The sequence below is a fragment of the Bradyrhizobium sp. BR 1433 genome, from assembly GCF_051547665.1.
In the GTDB taxonomy this organism is placed as follows: domain Bacteria; phylum Pseudomonadota; class Alphaproteobacteria; order Rhizobiales; family Xanthobacteraceae; genus Bradyrhizobium; species Bradyrhizobium australafricanum.
This window is the reverse complement of sequence record NZ_JBPUGG010000001.1, coordinates 5864985-5882244: the sequence shown is the minus strand read 5'-3', so window position 1 is coordinate 5882244 and position 17260 is coordinate 5864985. Positions and strand designations below refer to the sequence as shown.

Annotated in this window: 22 protein-coding genes and 1 pseudogene; 18 read left to right on the top strand and 5 right to left on the bottom strand. The window is 63.1% G+C overall.

Features of this window, described 5'->3' with window-relative positions:
* The first annotated feature begins 137 nt into the window (after positions 1–137).
* Complete coding sequence (gene maiA, locus ACSKB9_RS28320; protein ID WP_438077248.1) at positions 138–797, top strand: maleylacetoacetate isomerase; 660 nt, start codon at positions 138–140, stop codon at positions 795–797.
* A gap of 355 nt (positions 798–1152) precedes the next feature.
* Here the strand turns inward: maiA and ACSKB9_RS28315 are convergent, their stop codons facing one another.
* From ACSKB9_RS28315 to ACSKB9_RS28300, 4 genes are all read right to left on the bottom strand, one after another.
* Positions 1153–2241, bottom strand: a complete 1089-nt coding sequence (locus ACSKB9_RS28315; protein WP_438077246.1) for a Cj0069 family protein — start codon at positions 2239–2241, stop codon at positions 1153–1155.
* Positions 2242–2372: 131 nt separating this feature from the next.
* Positions 2373–3437 (bottom strand): nickel/cobalt efflux transporter, encoded by a 1065-nt coding sequence (locus ACSKB9_RS28310; RefSeq protein ID WP_438077244.1) that lies wholly within the window; start codon positions 3435–3437, stop codon positions 2373–2375.
* Positions 3438–3442: 5 nt separating this feature from the next.
* Positions 3443–3721 carry a metal/formaldehyde-sensitive transcriptional repressor gene (locus ACSKB9_RS28305; RefSeq protein WP_016847064.1) on the bottom strand — a complete coding sequence of 93 codons (279 nt, stop codon included), beginning with the start codon at positions 3719–3721 and terminating at the stop codon, positions 3443–3445.
* 96 nt (positions 3722–3817) lie between these two features.
* Positions 3818–4324, bottom strand: a complete 507-nt coding sequence (locus ACSKB9_RS28300) for a hypothetical protein (RefSeq protein WP_438077242.1) — start codon at positions 4322–4324, stop codon at positions 3818–3820.
* Between the two features lie 195 nt (positions 4325–4519).
* On the opposite strand from ACSKB9_RS28300, the gene ACSKB9_RS28295 reads away from it, so the two are divergent.
* The 17 genes and pseudogenes from ACSKB9_RS28295 to ACSKB9_RS28215 all read left to right on the top strand — a co-directional run bounded on the left by ACSKB9_RS28295 (position 4520) and on the right by ACSKB9_RS28215 (position 16145).
* Positions 4520–5338 carry a chromate resistance protein ChrB domain-containing protein gene (locus ACSKB9_RS28295; protein WP_438077241.1) on the top strand — a complete coding sequence of 273 codons (819 nt, stop codon included), beginning with the start codon at positions 4520–4522 and terminating at the stop codon, positions 5336–5338.
* Positions 5335–6727 (top strand): annotated as a pseudogene (gene chrA / locus ACSKB9_RS28290) (chromate efflux transporter). The gene ACSKB9_RS28295 and the pseudogene chrA (ACSKB9_RS28290) overlap by 4 nt, the downstream one beginning before the upstream one ends.
* Positions 6728–6785: 58 nt before the next feature.
* Positions 6786–7019: a hypothetical protein gene (locus ACSKB9_RS28285; protein WP_233475785.1), complete on the top strand. Its 234-nt coding sequence runs from the start codon at positions 6786–6788 to the stop codon at positions 7017–7019.
* Positions 7020–7066: 47 nt separating this feature from the next.
* On the top strand, positions 7067–7399 hold the full coding sequence (locus tag ACSKB9_RS28280) for a hypothetical protein (RefSeq protein WP_438077239.1): 333 nt from the start codon (positions 7067–7069) through the stop codon (positions 7397–7399).
* 46 nt (positions 7400–7445) lie between these two features.
* Positions 7446–8390 carry a DUF1259 domain-containing protein gene (locus ACSKB9_RS28275; RefSeq protein ID WP_438077237.1) on the top strand — a complete coding sequence of 315 codons (945 nt, stop codon included), beginning with the start codon at positions 7446–7448 and terminating at the stop codon, positions 8388–8390.
* Positions 8391–8496: 106 nt separating this feature from the next.
* On the top strand, positions 8497–9096 hold the full coding sequence (locus tag ACSKB9_RS28270) for a c-type cytochrome (protein WP_438080425.1): 600 nt from the start codon (positions 8497–8499) through the stop codon (positions 9094–9096).
* A gap of 216 nt (positions 9097–9312) precedes the next feature.
* Complete coding sequence (locus tag ACSKB9_RS28265; protein WP_438080423.1) at positions 9313–9909, top strand: superoxide dismutase; 597 nt, start codon at positions 9313–9315, stop codon at positions 9907–9909.
* 22 nt (positions 9910–9931) lie between these two features.
* On the top strand, positions 9932–10144 hold the full coding sequence (locus ACSKB9_RS28260; RefSeq protein WP_168858824.1) for a hypothetical protein: 213 nt from the start codon (positions 9932–9934) through the stop codon (positions 10142–10144).
* A complete protein-coding gene (locus ACSKB9_RS28255; protein WP_438077235.1) occupies positions 10141–10434 on the top strand; it encodes a hypothetical protein in 294 nt (97 codons plus the stop codon). Before ACSKB9_RS28260 ends, ACSKB9_RS28255 begins: the two co-directional genes overlap by 4 nt.
* Positions 10435–10478: 44 nt before the next feature.
* A complete protein-coding gene (locus ACSKB9_RS28250; RefSeq protein ID WP_438077233.1) occupies positions 10479–10739 on the top strand; it encodes a hypothetical protein in 261 nt (86 codons plus the stop codon).
* Between the two features lie 16 nt (positions 10740–10755).
* Entirely contained in the window at positions 10756–11004 is a 249-nt protein-coding gene (locus tag ACSKB9_RS28245) for a hypothetical protein (protein ID WP_438077231.1), read from the top strand.
* 132 nt (positions 11005–11136) lie between these two features.
* Positions 11137–11733, top strand: coding sequence for a family 16 glycoside hydrolase (locus ACSKB9_RS28240; RefSeq protein WP_168858827.1), 597 nt, complete (start codon positions 11137–11139; stop codon positions 11731–11733).
* A 186-nt stretch (positions 11734–11919) separates the two neighbouring features.
* A complete protein-coding gene (locus ACSKB9_RS28235; RefSeq protein WP_438077229.1) occupies positions 11920–12276 on the top strand; it encodes a hypothetical protein in 357 nt (118 codons plus the stop codon).
* 62 nt (positions 12277–12338) lie between these two features.
* Complete coding sequence (locus ACSKB9_RS28230) at positions 12339–12665, top strand: hypothetical protein (RefSeq protein WP_438077227.1); 327 nt, start codon at positions 12339–12341, stop codon at positions 12663–12665.
* A gap of 31 nt (positions 12666–12696) precedes the next feature.
* Positions 12697–13878, top strand: coding sequence for a chromate efflux transporter (gene chrA / locus ACSKB9_RS28225; RefSeq protein ID WP_438077225.1), 1182 nt, complete (start codon positions 12697–12699; stop codon positions 13876–13878).
* A 10-nt stretch (positions 13879–13888) separates the two neighbouring features.
* Positions 13889–15307: a hypothetical protein gene (locus ACSKB9_RS28220; protein WP_438077223.1), complete on the top strand. Its 1419-nt coding sequence runs from the start codon at positions 13889–13891 to the stop codon at positions 15305–15307.
* 61 nt (positions 15308–15368) lie between these two features.
* Entirely contained in the window at positions 15369–16145 is a 777-nt protein-coding gene (locus tag ACSKB9_RS28215) for a hypothetical protein (protein ID WP_438077221.1), read from the top strand.
* 413 nt (positions 16146–16558) lie between these two features.
* On the opposite strand, the gene ACSKB9_RS28210 is transcribed toward ACSKB9_RS28215, so the two are convergent.
* On the bottom strand, positions 16559–17248 hold the full coding sequence (locus ACSKB9_RS28210) for a glutathione S-transferase family protein (protein ID WP_438077219.1): 690 nt from the start codon (positions 17246–17248) through the stop codon (positions 16559–16561).
* Positions 17249–17260: the final 12 nt, after the last annotated feature.

Here is a 17260-nt window from a genome sequence, read left to right as displayed (position 1 = left end):
AAGGTGTCGCGGACAAAGTCCGCGACGGATGAGGGGTCTCTATCCGCGGAGACAGACCCCTCACCCGTCCGCGATGCCTTGCATCGCGTCCACCCTCTCCCACAAGGGGAGAGGGGAAGAAATGCGGGGTGCACTCCATGCAGTTCTTCTCGTTCTGGCGCTCGCTGGCGAGCTTTCGGGTCCGGGTCGCGCTCAACCTCAAGGGCGTGGCCGCCGACGTCGTCTTCGTCGATCTCGATGCGGACGCGCATCGCACTGATGCCTATCGCAAGATCAACCCGCAGATGGCGCTGCCGGCGCTGGTGACCGATGACGGCACGGTGCTGTTCCAGTCGCTCGCGATCATCGACTGGCTCGACGAGACCTACCCGAGCCCGCCGCTGCTGCCGGCGGATGCGCTCGGCCGCGCTCGGGTGCGCGGGCTGGCGCTGATCGTTGCCTGCGAGGGCCATCCGCTGCTGACGCCGCGGGTGCGGCGCTATCTCGACCGCGAGCTCGATCTGCGCGACAGCCAGCAGAACGCGTGGCGACGGCACTGGACGGTCGAGACGCTGGCGGCGCTCGAGGGGCACCTCGCCGGCCACAAGGCGACCGGCCGGTTCTGTCACGGCGATGCGCCCACCCTTGCCGACATCTGCCTGGTCGGCCACGTCACGGCGGCGGTCAACCAGCAGATCAGCCTGTCGCCCTGGCCGACCGTGAAGCGCATCCATGAGACCGCCATGGCGCTGCCGGCGTTCGCCAAGGCGCATCCGTCCGCGCAACCGGATACACCGGAAGCGATGCGGGCGAAGTAGTTTGCGGACGCGCTGCAAAGGACAGGCAGAGGCGCAAACGTGTGCGCGGTTCTCTCGATCGTCGTCCCGGCGAAGGCCGGGACCCATACGCCGCGGCGGATGTTGTGGATGGGACTCGTCGTTGCAGCACTGCTCAACAATGACCATCGGTGGTTCTGGGTCCCTGCTTTCGCAGGGACGACACCGAATGTGTGGCGTCGTCTGTGACACACTTCCGCGTTCTCGCGACATGATTTGTCCGAGCTTTGTCTTTCGCTCCGCCCTCTCTTTAATGGAGGGCGCAGGGAAAGCCGGGTGCCGATCGCACCCATGGGCCCGGAGCAATGTGTAGAAAGAGGAAGCCTGCAGGGCGTGCTCACCTCACGCTCGCCATGTTCCGACCGATGCGATCCCTGACCGTCTGCGCGATCGCCGCCGGCGCTTCGTCGGGGATCGCGAAGCACGAGCTCGCGTTGATCTCGCAGAGCACGTAGGTGTCGGCGCCATCAACATCGCGTGGACCGTAGAGGAAATCGGCATCCCAGATCACCGGCAGCGACGTCTCATCGATCGTCAGCGCGGCCATCATTTGCGGGATCCATTCGTCCTCCATCAACCTTCGCAGTGCCTGGAATTGCGGCGCATCGGGGCCGTGCATGATGCGCGGTCCGGGTTGCGCTTCCGGAGAATCCGGGCCTTGCGGGGGCGGCGGGATCAGGGCCTTGATCAATTGGTGCCCGAAGCCCGCGACCTTCGCTCCGCTGACATAGCAACGGATCATGCCCTCGGGCAGGCGCGGCTGGAAAGCCTGATCGATGATGCAGCCGCCCCAGCCGAAATATTGCTCGCAGCGCGCCATGAAGTCTGCCAGCGGCATCTCCTCCGGCTGGCTGCCGCGCAGCGCATGAAGCACGCGAATCGTCGCGTCGGTCTTCGGCATGGTTTCCACCTTCCAGACGCCCTGCCCGCCATTGCCGCGGTTCTGCTTGAGCACGCGCGGACCACCCGCGCGCAAGCGCGAGGGAAATTCGGCGCGGAACGCATCGACCGTGGCGTATCGATGGGTGTCGGCGCCCCAGCCGAGGTGTCGCGTCCGGTACAGCACGTCCTTGACGCCCATCTTGAGGATGACGTCGGGATGCGCGCTGACCCATGGTCCCGCCGCCGCGACCTCGCGCAGCAGCGGATCGAGGGCGGCGCGCGTCTTGCCCTGATGGATCGGATCGACCCAGACCAGAACGCCGTCCATCGTCAGCAATTGGTCGCGAACGGCATCGGCGAATGTCTCGTCATAGACGACGGGAATGGCCTCGATGCCCGAAGCGGCGAGCGCTTCGAAGACGCGGACGAAACGGCTGTTTTGCGCCGTCGCCTCCCGACGCGACGCGGCGTCGCCACGCGACAGGATGGCGATTTTGCAACGACGATTTTCGGAACGAAGACGTGTGTGTGGTTGGGTGTCCATGTGAAAGCTCCACGACGGTGAATGTCGCGCAGAGCTTGGACCGAGGTCTCACGGGGAGTCTGCCTTGTCCCCTTGAGGCAAATCTAGACCACCGCGCGCAGGTTTCAAGATGGAAGTGGGACCGAAGCAGATCAGGCCGTGATCCCGTGCAGCCCCAGCCAGCCCGTGTAGAGGCCGACGAGCACAATCAGCGCGGCCGACACGTAGGGGGCGCGATGGGCAAAGCGGCTGAAGCCGGCCCAATGACGCTCGACATGACGCAGGCTGAGCGCGGCCGCAACGCCGGCGGAGACCATGGTGAGCGCAAGCCCGATGCCGAAGCAAAGCACCAGCACGAAGCCGAGGCTGAACTGCTTGAGCTGGAGGCAGAGCAGCAGCACGGTGATCGCCGCCGGACACGGAATCAGCCCGCCGGTCAGGCCGAACAGGATGATCTGCCATGTCGTGACGGTGCGTCCGGCAAAGCGCTTGCGGATGTCGGCGGCGTGCGCGCGCGCATGCGTGTCGTCCTCGTCGCCGAGATTCATATGCGCATGGTCATGCTCCTCGAACAGGACTTCCGCCACGTCTGCGCGGACCGAGACGCGCACCTTGAAGGCATGCGGCTCCGGAATTTCGTCGATGCTTTCCAGATAACCACCCCTGTCGGCGAAGCGAAAGCGTTGCTCGCTGCCGTCGGGACGGATCGTCACGACATCAACGTCGCCGACCGCCGGCAGCGCTCCGGCCTCGCTTCGCAACCGCCAGCGCGGCGGCACGCCGTCCTCGAAGACCTCGAGCGACAGCGATTGTCCGGCCAGGACAAGCTGGCGCGTTTCGTCGTGATGATGGTGATGATCGTGTTCGGCAGCCTGCTCGCGCCAGGTGCGCCAGGCCATCCAGGCCGCGATCGCGATGATGATCACCGCCGACGCCAGTTGCAGCCAGGCTTCGCTGCGTTCTCCGGACCATTGCTGGCCGAAATGAAGCCCGGCGAGTGCGACCAGCCAGACGATGGCCGTGTGCGAGATCGTCGCCGCCAGGCCCAGCAGCACCGCCTGCGCCACGGTGCCGCGGATCGCGATGATGAAGGCCGCCATCATCGTCTTGGAGTGGCCGGGCTCGAGCCCGTGCAGTGCGCCGAGCAGGATCGCGCTGGGCACGAACAGCCATGCATGGGCACTGCTCTGCTGGAGCAGTTGAGACAGGTCGGTCATGGCACTCACTTCAAGTAGGTACGAACGACGTCGATCAGGTCCGCGGCGCCCTGCGCCTTCTCGGGATCCTTTTCCCGGGCAGGATCCACGACATGGTGGCGGATGTGATCCTCGAGCAATTCCGCAGTCAGCCCGTTGATGGCACCGCGAACCGAGGCCACCAGCATCAGCACGTCGGCACAACCAATCTCGGACTCCAGTGCGCGCTCGACGGCCTCCAGCTGGCCCTTGATGCGGCGAACCCGGCCGACGAGCTTGGACTTGTGCTTGATGGTATGCGACATCAACGTAATATAGGGGGGTACCCTATATTGGTCAACCATGCTGTCGGCCAGCCGGGCGCGCATCGAGGCATGGCGGCGGGATGTCAGCGGCGGGCGTCAGCCCATGCTGCCAGGCATGAAGCAGCGCGCCTTCGGATGACCGTCTATGTAATAGGGCCACACGATGGGTCGGCCGGACAGATTCGGCCCGAGCACGACGGCTTCGTTCGGAACGTCAACCCACTCGCCGTCGATGCGCACCCGATAATGGCCGTTCCTGGTTTCCCAGTCGACGTCGTCGATGTGCTGCGCATCCGTGCCATCGCAGCAGGGACCCTTGCTGCTATGCAAGCCCTCGTACCAACCATTCAAGTCGGGGTGCTGGTGATCGTGGGCGAGAGCGCCGCCGGTTGCTGTGATGAGCAGCATAACGACAAGAGCAACAGGCGTCGCATGCCAATAATGACTGTCCATCAATCGGCATTGCTCCAATGAATGCAGGCGGGAGCGCGACACGATCGCGGTGTCGGCATCTACCTGAGTTTTGGTCCCTGCCACCGCGCAACTCGGCAGCGAATTGTATGTTCCTATTCGCAACTCGCCGCAGATGGAGAGATGACCCATCGGCCAGAGTCCACGAATGCTTGTTCCAAGCTGCGCGATGAAGTTTTCGTGACTGTCGATCGGCGATTGCTGCTGGATTTGGCAAAGTCAGGTTGACAGCCCGGAAATCAGGGTTTTTGATGCGGCTACGGGGATGTGCGATCTCCCCGCGAGGCGACATGCCCAAGAATCGCGTCCTGTCACCAAGGGCGCACCATGTCGTCATACACATCGATCTCATCAGAAAAATTGTCCCGTCTCATCGGCACGGCGAAGGCGCCGACGCTCGTCGACGTTCGTCTCGATGAAGATTTCGCCGCCGATCCGCGCCTGATTCCGGGCGCGGTCCGTTACTCCCATCTCGACGTCCAGGACTGGGCTTCCCGTTTCACCGGGCAGTCCGTGGTCGTGGTCTGCCAGAAGGGACAGAAACTTTCCGAAGGCACCGCTGCCTGGCTCCGCTGCAGCAACATCGCGGCCGAGATTCTCGAGGGCGGCCACCTCGGCTGGCGGGAAGCGGAGCTACCGACCGTTCCCGCCGACAAGATTCCGAAACGCGACGGGCGGGGTCGCACCGTCTGGGTGACGCGATCGCGGCCGAAGATCGACCGCATCGCCTGTCCATGGCTGATCCGCCGCTTCGTCGATCCCGCGGCCGTGTTCCTGTTCGTCACATCGGCGGAGGTCGAGGCGGTCGCCGAACGGTTCGACGCCACGCCGTTCGACATCGAGAACGTGTTCTGGAGCCATCGCGACGAGCTCTGCACCTTCGACGTGATGGTCAAGGAATTCGGCCTCGCGACGCCGGCGCTGGAGCGGCTCGCGACGATGGTGCGGGCGGCCGATACCGCGCGGCTCGAGCTTTCGCCGGAGGCGCCGGGGCTGCTCGCCGCCTCGCTCGGCCTGTCGCGCATGTTCGACGACGACCTCGAGCAATTGAGCGCCGGGCTGCTGCTCTACGACGCCTTCTACCGATGGTGCCGCGACGCGACCAAGGAGACGCACAACTGGCCAACCAGCAAGGTGAAGCCATGACCGACGTCGCAACGACAGCGAAGGCGCGCGGGCATGAGCCCGCACACGGCATCTCCTTCAACGAGGCGCTGCTGGTCTGGATACGCGTCGCCATCCTGAGCTTTGGCGGACCGGCCGGCCAGATCGCGGTGATGCATCGCATCCTGGTCGAGGAGAAGAACTGGATATCGGAGGGGCGTTTCCTGCACGCCCTCAATTACTGCATGCTGCTGCCGGGGCCGGAGGCGCAGCAGCTGGCGACCTATATCGGCTGGCTGCTGCACCGGACGCTCGGCGGCATCGTGGCGGGCGGGCTGTTCATCCTGCCCGGCATCTTCGCCATCATGGGCCTCAGCTATATCTACGCGGCGTATGGCAATGTCGGGTTTGTCGAGGCGCTGTTCTTCGGCCTGAAGGCGGCGGTGCTGGCCATCGTGATCCAGGCCGTGGTGCGGGTCGGCAAGCGCGCGCTGCGCAACCGGCTGATGATCGCGCTCGCGGCGATCGCCTTTGTCGCGATCTTCTTCTTCGCCGTACCGTTTCCGCTGATCGTCGGCGCCGCCGCGGTCACAGGGCTGGTCGGCGCACGCCTCGGCCGCAGCGAATTTGCGGCGATCGAGCATGGCGGCAACAATTCCGCGGTGATCGACAGCATGCTCGGTGAAGCGGTGCCGGATCACGTCCGTCCCAACGCATCGCGCACCTTGCGGGTCGGCGCCGTCTGGCTCGCGCTCTGGCTGGTCCCGGTGTTCGCCCTGCTCATTGCGCTCGGGCCCGGCGACGTGTTCAGCCAGATCGCGATTTTCTTCAGCAAGATGGCGATGGTGACGTTCGGCGGCGCCTACGCCGTGCTTGCCTATGTCGCGCAACAGGCCGCCGACTGATTATCACTGGGTCAGCCCGCGCGAGATGCTGGATGGCCTCGGCATGGCCGAGACCACGCCCGGCCCGTTGATCATGGTGGTCCAGTTCGTCGGCTTCATGGCCGCGTTCCGCGAGGCAAGCGGGCTGTCGCCGATGTTGGCCGCCACGCTCGGCGGTTTGCTCGCGACCTGGGTGACGTTCACGCCGTGCTTCCTGTGGATCTTCGTCGGGGCGCCCTACATCGAGGCGCTGCGCGGCAACAAGGCGCTGGCGGGCGCGCTTTCGGCGATCACCGCCGCCGTGGTCGGCGTGATCCTCAATCTGTCGATCTGGTTCGCGCTGCACACGCTGTTTCGGCAAACATTCCCGGTGCACGGGCTAGGCCTGTCGTTCGACGCGCCGGTGCCTGCCAGCGTCGACTGGCCGGCGCTGGCGCTGTCGATCGCCGCCGCGGTTGCGATCTTCCGCTTCAATGCGGGGATGCTCGGCGTCCTCGCCGCCTCCTGCATCACGGGCGTCCTGCTGCGCCTCGCCGGCATCATCTGAGCGGAGCGGCACGCATCTGAGGAACCTGGGGCAGCACGACACAGCCAGGAGAACAACCATGCAAAAGCGAAAACTATCCCACCTGATCCTTGCGCTCGCGATCGCGGGCAGCGCCGTGCCCGCCTACGCCCTGACACAGGACGAGCTGGTCGCAAAACTTCAAGCCGCAGGCTACGCCCAGGTCACCGACGTCAAGTCGACGGCCGAGGGCATAACGGCGAAGGCGATGAAGAACGGCAAGCCGGTGCGGCTCGTGATCGACAGCAGCGGCCAGGTCAAGGAGCGGGACTGAACTCCCGCGCGCGCGAAAGCCGTCAACCAATCGATGGAGTGATAATCATGATGAGAGCAATTGTGGCCTTGTGCATGGCCGTGCTGTGGCCGGGCGCAACCTTGGCCGTGCCGGCCGCCGTCGACGAGCAGCAGGACGCGACGGTCACATTGCAGGCGGCGACGGTCCATCCGCAGGCGAGCGAGACGCTGCGCGGGGTCGTCGATCGCGTCGACGAAGGCAACGACGCGCTGCTGATACGGCTGTCTTCGGACAAGACCGAGTTGTTCAAGGTTCAGGACGGCCTGATCTTCAATGCCGTCCGCTTCGGCGATCCCGTCGAAATCTCGGTGCAGAACATCGCCGGGTTCCGCACCATCGTCGGGCTCTCGAAGCAATAGAGCTGGGCTGCGACGCATCGAAAACCAGGTTCAAGGGAGCAATCCAATGCGACACACGATTTCGGCACTGATCGGCGTCGGTGCCTGCCTCTTCGCCACAGGCGGGAGCGCGCAAAAGATCGACTGGCAGGTGTTCACCGAGCCGTTCGTCTCGTCGGCGCATGCACAGGCGATCGACTGGCAGAAAGTCGACGACACGCTGGGCAGAAAGCCCGCCGTCACCGGTGACGTGCATCGCTACGGCTTTCCGCGGAGCGATCTGACGGTGACGCTCGACGGCATCACCATCAAGCCGGCGCTGGCGCTCGGCGGCTGGGTCGCCTTCAAGCCCATGCACGACGGCGTCATGGCGATGGGCGACCTGGTGCTGCTCGAATCCGAAATCAACCCAGTGATGCTGAAGATGATCGGAAACGGCCTGCAGATCACGGCCGTGCACAACCATCTGCTTGGCGCGAGCCCGGCCACCTTCTACATGCACGTCGCCGGCCACGGCGACCCGGTCAAGATCGCCGCCGCGATCCGGGATGGCCTCGCCGAAAGCAAGACGCCGCTCACGGCTGCGGCGCCGGCCGCCCCTCCGCCGGCCATCGATCTCGATACCGAGCAGCTCGACCAGATCATCGGCGTCAAGGGCCACGCCAATGGCGGCGTCTATCAGTTCAACGTGCCCCGCCGCGATCCGATCACCGAACAGGGCATGGCATTGAGCCCGGTTGGCCCGATGGGCGTCGCCATCGGCATCAACTTCCAGCCGACCGGCGGCGGCAAGGCGGCGATCACCGGAGATTTCGTGCTGACAAATGACGAGGTGAATCCGGTGATCATGGCGCTGCGGACCCACGGCATCGACGTTACCGCGCTGCACAGCCACATGCTGGACGAACAGCCGCGCCTGTTCTTCATGCATTTCTGGGCCAATGACGACGCCGTCAAGCTCGCCAAGGGCTTGCGTGCCGCGCTGGACAAGACGGCCAGCACGAAGAGCTGAGCTCGACAACTTGCACAGGCGATCGCGCATGATGAGCATGAATAGAGCGATACTCTCGGGGCCACGCGCCGACGACCGGCAGTTTGCGGTCGGACTACGAAGATTGATGAACGGGGCCTTCTCGCGGCTATCAATCCTCGCTGCCTGCGCGGGTGCTGCCGCTATCGGCCCCGCGGCGGCGGGCGCCGACAATGGGAAGGCCAAGGCAGAGATGTGTGTGGCCTGCCATGGCGAGAACGGCATTTCGGCCACCGAAAACGTCCCGTCGCTCGCCTCGCAGCCCGACCTTTTCCTGCAATGGCAGCTGGTCTTCTTCCGTAGTGGCGCGCGGAAAAACGAGACGATGGAGCCGATCGCGGGGCAGCTCAGCAACGAGGACGTCCGCGATCTCGGTGCTTACTTCGCCTCGCTCAAGGGCGTCGATGCCTCAAGTGCAAAAGCGCCGGACGATCACCCGGAGCAGGTCAAGGCCGGCCAGCAAGCCGCCGCCGCGGGACGATGCGCGTCCTGTCACGGCGATAACTATGCGGGAAACAAGGCTGCGGCGCGTATCGCGGGCCAACGAGAGGAATACATCGTCAAGGCGCTCCACGACTACAAAGCGGGTGCCCGGACCGGAGGTGGCGTGGCTGCGATGGCAGAGGTCGCCTATCCTCTGAGCGACGACGACATCACCGCACTTGCTCACTACCTTTCGCGCCTTTGATCCAAGCTTGCGAGGCAAGCTGATGATCAGTGTCACGAACGTGCAAGCAGCAAGTGCGATAACGAAGCATCGTTTCAACACTTGGAGGAGCCAATGACCATCAACACCGGGCGCCGAAACTTCGTCGCAGCGGTCGGCGCAGCCACAGCTTCAGCAGCCGTGCTCGGCGCGAACCAGGCAGTTGCCGAAGCCAACCCACAAACAGGAGCCAAGGCCATGTCCTATCAGGCAAAGCCGATGCCGTTCGATCCGAAGTCGATCACCGGCATCTCGGAAAAGATACTCGTCAGCCATTACGAGAATAACTACGTCGGCGCAGTGAAGCGGCTGAACGCGATCGGCGCGCAGCTCGCCGAACTCGACTTCGCCAGAGCACCGAATTTTATGATCAACGGCCTGAAGCGCGAGGAGTTGATCGCGGCGAATTCGATGATCCTCCACGAGGTCTATTTCGACGGCCTCGGGGGCGCAGGCAAGCCGAGCGGCACGCTTGCCGACGCGATCGCGCGCGACTTCGGCAGCACAGAGCGTTGGCGGGCGGAATTCGCAGCCATGGGCAAGGCGGAAGGCGGCGGTTCGGGTTGGGTGATCCTTGCCTACTCGCCCCGTGACAAGCGGCTCGTCAACCAGTGGGCGGCAGATCACACGACCACGCTTGCCGGCGGCCGTCCGGTCCTGGTGCTCGACATGTATGAGCACGCCTATCACATGGACTTCGGTGCTGCCGCGGCGCGCTATGTCGACATCTACATGGAAGCGATCCGGTGGGATAACGCGGCCAGACTGTACGAGCAGTACGCGAAGGAAGCCTGAGAGGACGCGCGTGAAGCAGCCCATGGATCGCATCGACGACACTGTCTCCCGGGAGGATACGTCCTCCTCCCGGGATGAACAGAATGCACGAACGGTCGCGCGTTCGCATCAGACCATCGTGTTTTGTGGCGACGCGGAGCAGGTCCGCACCGGCTTTGCCCTCGCGCTCGACGCCATGGATGCCCATGCGGACGTGTTGACGACACGTATCAAGGCTAAAGGAGGACCGACATGAAACGAAGCTGGATTGTGCTGAGTGCTGGCCTGCTTCTGCTGGGAATTGTCGGCGTTGCCGTGGTCACGGCCCAACCGAACAAGGGCCCGGTCTTGATCCCCGGAGATCGCCCCGTCACCGAGGACCAGGTCCGACAGAAGCTGCAATCGGAGGGTTGGTCGAACGTGCAGATCATGCGGGAGGGAAGCTACATCGAGGCCATGGGTTCGAAGAACGGACAAACGGCGAAGCTCATGGTCGACGCGCAGACAGGGAGGTTGCACGTCGTCGACGAGGATGACGACGACTAAGCCCGCATGAGAGGCGCCAAGGCTCAGTCTGAAGGGAGACTGCTATGACTAGACGAACGGTGTTATCTACAATTGCCGTTGGACTGGCAGCGATCGGCTTCACGATGATTCTTGCCAGCGCGCATGTAGCGGCCGATGACGACGAAGCCATCCTCGTGAAATCCTTGGGTGCAGCAAAAGTGAGCTTGCAGGACGGCTTTGCCGCGAGTGAGCGGCAGGGCCAGCCGGTCTCCGGGAAGTTCGAAGCGGAGGAAGGGAAACTGCAACTCTCCGTTCTATACGGCCAAAGACGGAAAGTATTATGAGGTCATTGTTGATCACATGACCGGAGCCATTGCAAAGGTCGAGCCGATCACAGAGGGCGACGATCTCGCTCACGCCAAGTCTCAAATGACGGCGATGGAGAAGGCAAAAGTCAAGCTGATGGTTGCGGCCGCAAGAGCGAGGGAGCAGGCTGGAGCAGCCATCGCCGTAAGTGCTGTACCTGAATTGCAAAGCGGCCGTGCGGTAGCGTCGGTTGTTCTCTTGAAGGGAGGGCAATTGTCAACCGTTTCGATACCGCTCGACTAGCAGACACACCCACCTCGTCTTCGATTGATGGAGTCCTGAATGACCGCGCGCGCTGATAGTGGCCGGAATCGCCGGGGGTGGCGCGCGGTTCTCGTCGCGGCAACGATGAGTTGTCTTACGGAGACAAGCGTCATGGCAGACAGTACGGCAAGTTTTGATGCAGATGCGGTTGGAGTTCCGCCAAAGGGCTGGACAGCCGCCAAGACCGGAACGGGCAATCCGCAATGGACGGTCGAGCAGGATGCGACCGCTCCCTCGCATTCCAGAATTGTCAAGCAATCCGGCAACGCAACCTATCCGGTCTTGCTGAAGAACGACACGAACATCAAGGACGGCTTCATCGAAGCGAAGTTCAAGCCGATCGCTGGCGCGGAGGACCGCGCTGCTGGTCTCGTATGGCGGGCCAAGGACGCTGACAACTACTATGTACTTCGCGCCAACGCGCTGGAGGACAATGTCGTGCTCTACAAGACTGTCAACGGTGTTAGGCGGCCCCTTGACATAGTCGGTCGGGCGGGGGGCTATGGCGTGAAGATTGCCGTGCCGGCAAACCAGTGGGGCTCGCTGCGCGTCGAGTTCAAGGGCAGTCGCTTCAAGGCAATCTACAACGGTCAGACGGTATTCGAGGTAGACGACCAGACCTTTGCAGAGCCCGGTATGGTGGGCCTATGGACCAAGGCTGACAGCATCACGCTGTTCGACGCGATTACTTACGGCTCATCAGACTAGTCGGAACAGCTAGTTATTCTCAACAAAGCAGTGAGAAATCGCTACTCTCTAATGATTTCTTCAGCCCTTCCGCGCACGCGGATTGACAGCCCGCCCGTCAAGGCTTTTATTCGGGCCACGGGGGTTTGCGATCTCCCCGCGAGGCGACATGCCCAAGAATCGCGTCCTGATCACCAAGGGCGCAGCATGTCTGATCTTTACCAGCAATTTTGCAAACTCATCCAGAACCCAATGGCCAGTCCGCTTGGCCAGGCGCTTCATGCTCTGTCGGAGGTGGACTACCACCCGGCATTGGTCCCGATTGCTGTAGGGCCGAGTGCAGCGCGTCGCACCCGCGCGAAGCGACGCAATCCAATCGTATCGCTGGCGCGAAGCCTGGCGCTGGCTCTTTGCGTGCTGGCGGGGTTACTGGCGAGCGGGGACTCTGTCCAGGCGCAAACCTGCAAGGTCTGTGCTGAGCAGCGTGCGGCATGCATGAAGAACTATGCAGGGCCGGCCTGCAAGACCGAGTACAAGATGTGTCTCAAATCCTGCAAGAAGTGACGGCGGCCTCGCACGTGCCGTGTCTCGTCGCGGCACTCGCCGCCTTCATCGGGAGTTCAGTAATGCCCGATGCGGGATTCGCTGAGGCGCAAAACCTCCGGAAAGTGACGGGGGCGCAGATTAACGCCAAGTTCGTCGGCATGCAGCTCACGGATGAGGTGCACTATCGCTTCGTGTTCGAGGGTGACGGCACGCTGAGGAGCGTATCGGCGGGGGCAAAGAGGCGCGGCAAGTGGACGATCGAGAAGGATCAGCTCTGCTTTTATCTCGGGGAGTCCGACGACGGCTGCTACGACGTCGCCCAATCCGGCCGGACATTCACGCTGACGCCAGCGGGATTGGGGCTCCCTGCTGACGGCATCCTTGAGCCCATCTCGGATCCGCAATGAGAGGCAGAGCTTCTGCTACGGAGTTTCGTAGGTGACCACAGCAACAGATTCACAGCGCAGTCATTTGACAGAACTGGCACGCTATTTCCTGCGCCTCGGCTTTCTTGGCTTCGGAGGCCCGGTCGCGCTCGTCGGGCAAATGGAACGCGAACTGGTCGACGGCAAGAAGTGGCTGACCAAGGAGCAGATGAGGGAATCGATTGCCATTTGCCAATCGCTTCCGGGGCCGTTGGCGATCCAGGTCGGCATCTATGTCGCGTGGCTCCGCGGCGGCTTTTGGGGAGCCTGGGTCGGTGGATGGTGCTTCATCCTTCCCAACTTCGTCATCGTGGCTGCATTGGGAGCGCTTTACGTCTATCTCGGCGATCTCCAGCCGGTCACCGCGATCTTCTACGGTGTCAGCCCCGCGGTCATCGCGCTCATTCTTCACTCCTGCTACCGGCTTGCCAAGCTGGGCATGGAAGACTGGTTACAATGGGCGATCGCGGCAGTCTGCCTGGCCGTCACAGTCATCCTCCAGGCCGAGGTCGCGCTGCTCTTCATCGGCGCTGGAATCATTGGCATCATCTATTATGGCAATATCAAACGCCCGCCGGTTGCCCTGCAACTCGCGGTGATTCCGGCGGCGGCGCCCGGAGCCGCGCCGGTCGTGACCGGCTCGACGCTGGGCAAGCTGCTGCTGTTCTTCCTCAAGGCGGGTTCGCTGACCTTCGGCAGCGGGCTCGTCATCGTTCCGTTCCTCGAGCAAGGGCTCGTGCAGCAATACGGTTGGCTCAACGAGCGTGAATTCCTGGTCGCCGTCGCGATCGGCATGATGAGCCCCGGACCTGTCGTGATCACGGCAACCTTCGTCGGCTATCTGGTCGCGGGCTTTTGGGGCTCTCTCGTCTCGACCATCGGCATCTTCCTGCCGTCCTTCCTGCTGGTCCTGATCGTGGCGCCGTTGCTGGCGCGGCACCGCAAGAACCCGAATGTGCAGGGATTCGTAAAGGGCGCCTATGCGGCTGCGATCGGAACCATCCTGGGCGCGTGCGTCCTGCTCGGCAAGATTGCGATCGGCGATTGGTTGACCGCGCTCATCGGCATTGTCTCGCTCGCCGTTCTGTTCCGCTGGAAGGTCAGCAACCCACTGCTCATCGCCGCTACGGCAGTCGTTGGGCTCGTTGCTTACCCGATCTTGCAACCGGCATGGGTGCTAACCGGGCTGAAATGAGATGCTGACGATGCGAACGCTCATCAGGAGTGCCCAGGCGACGCTGCGCATTGCCGCCGCGGCGCTTGCGATCGCGCTGACATCGGTGCAGCCCGCGCCGGCGGACGAGGACAAGACGGTCGTCTTTGTCTGCCTGCACGGCGTGGTGAACAGCCAGATGGCGGCGGCCTATTTCAACAAGGCTGCCCAGCAGCGCGGATTGCGGTTCAGGGCGGTCTCACGCGGCATCGACCTCTATCGGTCGGTCCCGGTCAGGGTCCAGGATGGCCTGGCACTCGATGGTCTGGAGGCGGCCAACACGCCGCAACAGCTGACCATCGACGACTTGGCCGCGGCAGACCAGGTGGTGGCGTTCGATCAGATCCCCGCCGAGCGGCACGGACAGGCCGACGTGACCTACTGGTCCGGCATTCCCCTGGGTATCGATGATTATGAGTCGGCCCGGGATCAGATCGTCCGGAGCATCGACGCCCTCATTCCGACGCTGGCAGCGGCAACTGAACCGGCAGGAGACAAAACGCACCTTCAGCTCGAAACGAAGATCCTGCTCGGCGATGTCCGCGGTCGGATTGATCACCTGGCGGTCGACCTGAAGCGGCAGCGACTGTTCGTGGCCGAGCTCGGCAATGACAGCGTCGGCGTCGTCGATCTGGCTGCGCGCAGCTTGCTTCGAACCATCACCGGATTGAGCGAACCCCAAGGCGTCGGCTATGAGCCGTCGACCGACACCCTCTACGTCGCCAACGCCCGCGATGGATCGGTGCGGCTGTATGATGCCAACGCGTACAAGGCGATCGGGCGAATCGAACTCGGCAACGACGCCGACAACATCCGGATCGACGCGGCGGCCAAGCGCGTCATCGTCGGTTATGGCGATGGTGGCCTGGCAGTCGTCGACCCATCCACCCGGACCAAGGTTCGGAGCCTACCTCTTAGGGCACATCCGGAAAGCTTCCAGCTTCAGCCCGATAGTGGGCGCATCTTTGTCAATCTGCCTGACGCGCGAGCCGTCGCGGTGGTGGACGTTGCTTCCGGGAAACAACTCACCAGCTGGCCGTTGGACAAGGGCGGTAATTTCGCGATGGCCATCGATCACGAACGAAGTCGCGTTCTCCTGGCGTATCGCAGCCCAGCCGAGCTTGCAGCCTTTTCGACCGACGGCAAGGCGATTGCGGCCACCGGCACTTGCGGCGATGCCGACGACCTCTTTGTAGATGCAAAGCGCGGACGCATCTATGTGAGCTGCGGCGGTGGATATGTCGACGTTTTTGAGATTGATGGAGCGGCCTATCGACTGATCGCGCGCTTGCCGACAGCGACGGGCGCGCGAACGTCGCTCTTTGTGCCGGAGATGGATCGTTTGTTTGTTGCGGTCCGCGCGGGACCCGCGGGACCGGCGGCAATCTGGGTGTTCAAGCCAATGCCTTGAGATCGACTTTGTGGGGAGACGGCGCATGTGCAAACGTAGCCGGGGCTTTCGCAGCTGCTCGATGGGCCTTGCGCCGAGCTTCATGGTCGCCTTGGGACTGATTGCGTGGTCTGCCCCCGCCTCGGCCTATCGCCCCTTCGATGGCACCGATGCCGCCGTTGCCAAGAAGGGGGAGATGGAGGTCGAGCTGCAGCCGGCGGGACGTTTGCGCGACGAGAGCGGAACAAGCCTGATCGCGCCGGCCTGGGTTCTCAACTACGGTCTGAGCGAGGATTGGGAAGCCGTCTTCGAAGGCCAGGGACAAACGTCGCTTTCTCCGCCCGGCCCAACCAGCCTGACCGCAGCCGGGGCGTTCCTCAAACACGTGGTCGTACCCGGTAGCCTGCAGGACAAGACCGGTCCGAGCATTGCGACCGAATTTGGCGTCCTTCTTCCTGACAGTACCGGCAATTCGGGCGTTGGCGTAAGCCTGGCCGGCATTGTCTCGCAGCGCTGGGATTGGGGCACCATTCACTTGAATGCCGAGACCGCCATCACCCGCGACCATCATGGCGACGTGTTCGTGGGTGCCATCGTCGAGGGGCCGATCACGTGGACGGTGCGCCCCGTCGCCGAGATATTCTACGAGAACGAGTTCGGCAAAGAGGAGACGTTCTCGGGGTTGGTCGGGCTGATCTATCGTGTGCGCGACGACCTCAGCTTCGACATCGCGGTCCGGCACGCGCTCACCGGAGGCCATCCGGTAAACGAGATACGTGCGGGATTGACCTTCGGCTTTCCGCTTTCCTTCTTCGAAGGTCACGCCGCGCACCAGGCGTCGCCAATTCCGCCTCGATAGCTACTGGCGGTCCCGGTTCTCTGGATGGGCTCGCCAGTCTCGACCGACAGTCTGATGGCTGTCGTCAGGTGTTGCCTGGCCGGCGCGGTCCTTCTCGCCGCCTTGAGCCTTCCAGTCACGCCCGATCTTAACGTCCTCGGCGCGACTGCGATCCTGCTCGCGGGTTTGCTCCGACTGCTGAGGCGGCTGGGCCTGTTGGACAGGCGTAGACTGTGCTTTTGCATCGCTTCCGGCGAATGCGAAGGTCATTGCGACCGCGGAGATGAACGCAACCGATATGGAATTTTTCATGGTGTTGTCCCTTCCTCTTGCTCTGCACTAACGCTCCGTCATCGCCTTTGTTCGGAAACAAACGGGCTTCTGGCTGCACGTGGTGGACGGAACCGGGGCGCTCTGCACGCGAACAGTGACGGTCAATATTTCGGCCGGTGCGAAGTAGCCCATTCGCGCGCGTGTTCGATCGGCACCCGCTGCACGGCGGCGCGAACCTTTTGCGTTGCGGGCAGATTGTCCATGCGTTCCCGCCAGCGGCAGAATGCCGGGAATTTCGGATACATCGACTGCCCTTCGGCGGTGAGGCTGAAGGCGAACGTGCTCGGCAGCAGATAGAAATCCGCAATCGAGAGTTCGTCCCCGAGCAGAAAATCCTTGCCGTGCGCAAGCTGGCGTTCGGCCACCGCAAGCGCGGTCCCGACCTTCGGCAGCGCGTGCGCCACGACCTTCTCGTCGGGGGCGATGCCGAGTTCCGGAAAAACCAGACGCTCATGCGTCACGTGATAAATCATGTAGGGGTAGTAATAGCTGTTAACGGCGCTGATCCACTGGTTCATGCGTGCCCGTGCCTTGATGTCCTTCGGCGTCAGCGATACGCCGCCAAATGCTTCGTCGACATAGGCGGTAATCGCACTCGTCTCGTAGACGGTGAGATCGCCGTGTTTCAGAATTGGGACACGGTTGAACGGGTGCAACGCCAGGTGATCGGGCTTGCCCATGACCGGTTCAAGGTCGTGGAATTGGTAGGCTACGTCCTTGTGCGTGAGGATCAAGCGGACGATGTTGACAAACGTGCTGCGTGGGAAACCGTACACGATCGGATCGGACATCCGTTTTCTCCC